The sequence below is a fragment of the Eudoraea sp. genome (assembly GCF_049669105.1).
GTDB lineage: Bacteria > Bacteroidota > Bacteroidia > Flavobacteriales > Flavobacteriaceae > Eudoraea.
Genome location: NZ_JBATKE010000072.1, coordinates 1 through 5,798 on the forward strand (window position 1 = coordinate 1; position 5,798 = coordinate 5,798).

Genomic DNA, 5,798 nt, shown 5'->3' on the forward strand with positions numbered 1-5,798 from the left:
CGGGGTCATAGATTTGGATAATATTTCTCTTTTCCCCGTGAATACCTGGAAGGGAAGAGAAAATGGATTAAGGGAAGACATTGTGCAACTCCTTGCCGACCTGCAGCCAGGTTTTTTGCGTTTTCCTGGCGGTTGCATAGTGGAAGGCAGGACATTGGCCCAACGCTATCAATGGAAAAAAACAGTGGGTCCATTATGGGACAGAACCTTGTTGATCAATCGCTGGAATACAGAATTCGGCCACCGGCCTACCCCGGATTATTTTCAAAGTTTTGGCCTTGGTTTTTTTGAGTATTTTCAACTTGCGGAAGATTTAGGTGCTGAGCCATTACCCATTTTGGGCTGTGGAATGGCCTGCCAGTTCAATACAGGCGAATTAGTTCCACTCGCTGATTTGGATCCCTATGTACAAGATGCATTGGATCTGATAGAATTCGCAAATGGCCCTGCCGATTCGCCTTGGGGTCAGGTACGCAATAGTATGGGACACCCTGAACCTTTTAATATGAAATACATTGGTATTGGAAATGAGCAGTGGGGGCCGGAATATATTGAGCGCTATGCAATCTTTGAAAAAGCCATAAAGGAGCAGTATCCTGATATTGTTATTATTTCAAGTAGTGGTCCATTTCCTGAAGGCGATTTTTTTGAGTACGGTACGTCTGAACTGAAAAAGCTAAATGCCGAAATCATTGATGAACACTATTACAATACCCCGGAATGGTTCAGGGATAACGCCACCCGCTACGATGATTATGCTCGTGGAGGGGCCAAGATATTTGCCGGTGAATACGCTGCCCAAAGCGTCCGAACTACCAGCCCGGAAAACAAAAATAACTGGGAATGTGCACTCTCAGAAGCTGCTTTCATCACCGGGTTGGAGCGAAATGCCGATTTAGTTGTCATGACCTCCTATGCCCCGCTTTTAGCCCATCAGGATGGGTGGCAGTGGACGCCAAATCTTATCTGGTTCAATAATTTGGAGGCCTACGGCACTGCAAACTACCATGTTCAGAAATTGTTCTCAAATCATCGTGGAAATGAACTATTGGCCATTTCTACTTTTGACGGAAAAGTGGTTGCCGGGGAAAATGATCTTTTTGCCTCTTCAGTTAAGAATACGAATTCAGGCGAAATATTTGTAAAATTGGTGAACACTTCGGATAAAAAACAACAACTTGAGATTGACATTAAGAATCAACAATTAGAGGGAACAGCCACAGCATTGATCTTAAGTTCAGATCAGCTTACTGATGAGAATTCCTTTGAAAACCCTAAAAAAATAATTCCCCGGGAAAGTGAACTTTCTGCGATTAATAACCACCTTAGTCTGGAAATCGACCCTTATACCTTTATGGTTATTAAAATTGGTCTGGAGTAGAAGGTATTTAACTAGGTGAGAATGAAGTATTGAACGAATTTGATGGTCATTATGGCGGCTAAAATAGGGTCATGGCAATTGCTGACTTTTCAAATACCCACTGAAATGAAAGCTGTTGAAGAAAAAATTGAGGTGATGACCAGAGATATGAATCCTAAAAAAGGTACCAAAAGAATTAGTATGACTTTGCTTTTGGAATGGATTGGAATGGTGTAATTTCTGATGACCGTGTAAAAAAGTATAAATAATAGCTATTTAGTTAAACCTTTGGATAATATTAATGTCTAAAAATAAATATATTTAAACATTCACTTAAATTATAAAACATGTTAAAGAAAGTTTTAATCGGATTAGGTATTGCATTGATAATTATACAGTTTTTCCGGCCTGAAAAGAACGAATCCAACGACCTAACTTATGACGTTTCTACAAAATATCAGGTACCGGATGATATCAGCCATCTGTTGCAGGTTTCCTGCAATGATTGCCATTCAAATAAAACGGAGTATCCGTGGTATGCAAATGTACAGCCGGTGGCATGGTGGCTAAATGACCATGTGGTAGATGGAAAGAGACATTTAAATTTCTCAACTTTTACCAAAATGCCCATAGCTGTTCAGAATCATAAATTTGAAGAAACTATTGAAATGGTAGAAGAGAAAGAAATGCCATTACCCTCTTATACCAATTTAGGCTTACATAAAGAAGCTAATCTTACAGAAGATCAAAGGCAAAAGATTATTGTTTGGGCAAAAGATCAAATGAACTATCTAAAAGAAAACTATCCGGCAGATAGCCTGATAATGCCTAAGAGAAAAAATTAAAGAGAATTTTAGGTTGCTAAGGATATCCCAGACATGTTGTGTGTTAACATCCCAAGTAATATTTGAAAAAAACTGAAGTTATTACCTAAACCAAAGTTATAATTTGGTATTGGTTACGAATGCTATTTTTTTACTATCCGGAGACCAGCTTGGCACATTAATAGAACCTTGTCCGCCATAGATGTATGCCACTACCTTTGGTGTTCCTCCTTCGTATGGCATAATCCGCAATAAACAATGCTTGTAAAACGGATGATCAGCGGGGTCTATGTCCTTGGGAAAAGAAATGAAAGCAATCCATTTTTTATCCGGACTGATATGCGGAAACCAATCATTGTATTCATCAAAGGTCAATTGCTTTTGATCTTCACCGTCAGCTTTCATTCTCCATAGTTTCATCTTTCCAGTGCGGGTTGAGTTAAAAAAGATGAATTCACCATCCGGACTATACTCCGGCCCATCATCTAAAGTAGTTTGATTGGTAAGCTGATGTTCCTTACCGGAATCTATATCAACGGCGTAAATATCATACGCTCCATTTCGGTTACCGGTAAACACCATTTTCTTATTATCAGGTGACCAACCATGTAAATATGATGCCCCCACACCGGTTTTAGTAACCATTTTAGGCAGAGAATCACCTTTAGCTGGTAAGTAATACAAAGCAGAGGTTCTGCCGTCATCCGGATTATGATTGCTAATTCCTAAGAGTGTACCATCAAAAGTGAGGACATGATCATTATTGTTATTTACGGCAAATCCCGTATTCAAGGGCGAGATGGTATTGAAAGAAATTTCGTAATTATATAAATGCCCTTTTGAATTGTATATTAATTTCGTTCCATCTGGTGTCCAATTAGGTGCCTGTATGGAATGTGCAGACCTATAGATAATCTCGCGATGTCCACTGCTTACATCCATAATTTCCAGATTGCTGCCAAGATAATCGCGATAAGGCGTGTAATCAGGGTCAACCGGTCTAATAATTCTAACGTTTCTATATTCCGCAGTTTCCATTACCTCCGGGTTATGGGAGCAACTATAAATTCCGATGTAAACAGAGTTGTCCAGTTCCATATCCTTTAATTCCACACTTGTAAATTCTTCCCCAAATCTGGCCGTAGACATAATATAATTATTGCCAATTCTTTCCAATTGAATTACATCCGGGAATGTATCTGTAGAAATCTCTTCCCTGGTTTCTCCACCAACTTCTTCACGGTATTGTAAGGTGGTAAGGCCATCACCATGCGTAGTGGCATTTACGTGTTTTGAATTTGCATCCAAATTATTCTTAACTATCCATCCAACTTTCCTGTGAGGATCTACCCCTTTTCCTAAAAATTTTACTTCCGCTCTCAGAATAAAATCGCCCTGGACAGTTGTCCATAAATATTGAAAATCATCCTTCCCAAACCACATATTCGTTCCTGAACCACCAATTTTATAGGTTTGATTTTCTGCAGAATATTCCGAAAATCCCTTTAACCTACAATCGCCGATATCGCTGTTGTTATCAAAAATTCCTATTTGGTTTTGGGCTTTTACATCATTTATCGCAAAGATCATAAAGCTTAGAAGGACATAATATAATTTTGAGGTTTTCATTTGATATAGTTTTTTGATGAACAGACTAAAAAAATTTAATAACATTTTGCCTCAAGTCCTTGAAATTTTATCCAAATTACTGATAGGAGTTGTTTTAATTAGATATGATTAATGGTCACTAATACTCAGTAATACAACAGATTTTGAAGGCATATTTAACTCAATCTTCGATGTATTCATTCTGTAATCCGAAAACTTCTGAATTTGAACCAATTCTTCTTTACCAAAATCATTTAGTGCGTTCATTTTGTCAGAAGTAATAATACTAGCGGTGATAGTTCCCCAATTTTCCATTCCAGGAATTTCAATAGTTGTTGGCAAATTCCTTTTGGGATCTACATTGGCAATAGTAATATTTACATTTTTACTCTTATCTCTGGAGGCAGAAACGGACAAAGCCGGAATTTCACTATTATCATTTTTATAATTTTGGGTAGTTACCTCAGAAGGTAAATGAAGTGCATCCTGATGTACCTTAAACATTCTGAATACATGGAAAGTAGGGGTCTTCACCATTTGATTCCCACTGGTAAGTATCATGGCTTGCAATACATTTACGGTTTGAGCAATATTTGCCATCTTAATCCGTCGGGAGTGATTATTAAAGATATTTAGGCCCAAGGCAGCCACCAGAGCATCCCTAAGGGTATTCTGCTGATAAAGAAACCCAGGGTTCGTGCCCGGTTCCACGTCGTACCAGGTGCCCCACTCATCTGCAATCAAAGCTATAGTATTATCGGGGTCGTGTTCATCCATTATTGCAATATGATCTTCCAGATTTCCCTCCATCTTCATGGTATTTTGCATGCTTTTAAACCACTCGTTTTCTACAAAATCCGTCGCAGAGCCTTTAACCTCCCAATTATTGACAATAGTATAATAGTGATAGGACAATCCATGTGCAATATTTAAATATCCAGGAGTACCCGTAATGCCGGTCATAAAGGTTTTAGTCCATTCCAAATCATCATAGATTCCTCCGCTGGCAATTTTATATTCTGCATTGCAGTAGGTACTGAATCTTTTAAAGACATTAGTATAGTATTCCGCGTTCATACTTCCACCACAACCCCAGTTCTCATTACCTATACCCCAAAATTTAACATCCCAGGGACGTTCCCTGCCATTTTTACGCCGCAGTCTTGTAATTTCACTATCCTTATCAGAGGTTACATACTCTACCCATTGATAAGCGTCTTTTACGGTGCCACTGGCTATGTTGACGGCAATATAGGGTTCTGTTTGCAACAACTCACATAGTTCCAAAAACTCATGGGTCCCAAAGGAATTATCTTCCGTAACACCACCCCAAAAAGTATTCACCACAAGTGGTCTGTCCTTAACAGGTCCAATCCCATCTCTCCATTGGTATTGTTCGGCAAAACACCCTCCGGGCCATCTTAATACAGGTATTTCCAATTCTCTTAGCGCCTCTACAACATCCTTTCTAATCCCATTAATATTGGGAATTTCAGAGGTTTTTCCCACATAAAAACCATCATAAATACCCCTTCCTAAATGCTCCGCAAAATGACCATAAATGTGTTTGCTTATCGTGTCTTTTGCTTTATTTACGTGTATTGTGATTTTATTTTCCTGACCAATAACGGCTTGCAATGACAGTAATAAAATTAAGAAGAGATTGGTTAGAGTTTTATGGTTTAGCATTGTTTATAATTGTTTTATTAATTAACTGTTTTTAATTGTGTCTTCAAACCTTGTATTAATACTATTTTGGATAATAGGGGAACGATAATGGATCAAATCTTTAATCCACCATGGCATTAATAGTTTTAATGGTCCCATCTTTATTGTATAGCAATTCCGTTACCTTAACACTTCTTAGATGTGTTTTCCCACCCGAAAGGGAACTGTCATGATAAAACAATAACCATTTGCCATTATACTCAACTATGGAATGATGGTTGGTCCAGCCTAATACGGGCTTCAAAATGACTCCCTGGTAGGTAAAAGGACCGTAAGGA

Annotated in this window: 5 protein-coding genes and 1 pseudogene; 3 read left to right on the forward strand and 3 right to left on the reverse strand. The window is 38.4% G+C overall.

Annotation, left to right across the window (positions count from 1 at the left end):
• The 3 genes from WBM60_RS06375 to WBM60_RS06385 form a co-directional block, all read left to right on the forward strand.
• On the forward strand, positions 1-1,381 hold a 1,381-nt coding region (locus tag WBM60_RS06375), incomplete at its 5' end, for an alpha-L-arabinofuranosidase C-terminal domain-containing protein (RefSeq protein ID WP_424282875.1).
• A 51-nt stretch (positions 1,382-1,432) separates the two neighbouring features.
• Positions 1,433-1,597, forward strand: coding sequence for a hypothetical protein (locus tag WBM60_RS06380; RefSeq protein ID WP_424282876.1), 165 nt, complete (start codon positions 1,433-1,435; stop codon positions 1,595-1,597).
• 110 nt (positions 1,598-1,707) lie between these two features.
• Positions 1,708-2,205: a heme-binding domain-containing protein gene (locus WBM60_RS06385; RefSeq protein WP_424262682.1), complete on the forward strand. Its 498-nt coding sequence runs from the start codon at positions 1,708-1,710 to the stop codon at positions 2,203-2,205.
• Positions 2,206-2,301: 96 nt separating this feature from the next.
• Here the strand turns inward: WBM60_RS06385 and WBM60_RS06390 are convergent, their stop codons facing one another.
• The 3 genes and pseudogenes from WBM60_RS06390 to WBM60_RS06400 all read right to left on the reverse strand — a co-directional run.
• The gene (locus tag WBM60_RS06390) at positions 2,302-3,813 is read right to left on the reverse strand and encodes a TolB family protein (RefSeq protein ID WP_424277828.1); all 1,512 of its coding nucleotides are present in this window, start codon (positions 3,811-3,813) and stop codon (positions 2,302-2,304) included.
• 108 nt (positions 3,814-3,921) lie between these two features.
• Positions 3,922-5,481, reverse strand: a complete 1,560-nt coding sequence (locus WBM60_RS06395) for an alpha-N-arabinofuranosidase (protein WP_424277829.1) — start codon at positions 5,479-5,481, stop codon at positions 3,922-3,924.
• A 100-nt stretch (positions 5,482-5,581) separates the two neighbouring features.
• A pseudogene (locus WBM60_RS06400) lies at positions 5,582-5,798 on the reverse strand (alpha-N-arabinofuranosidase); the annotation flags it as partial.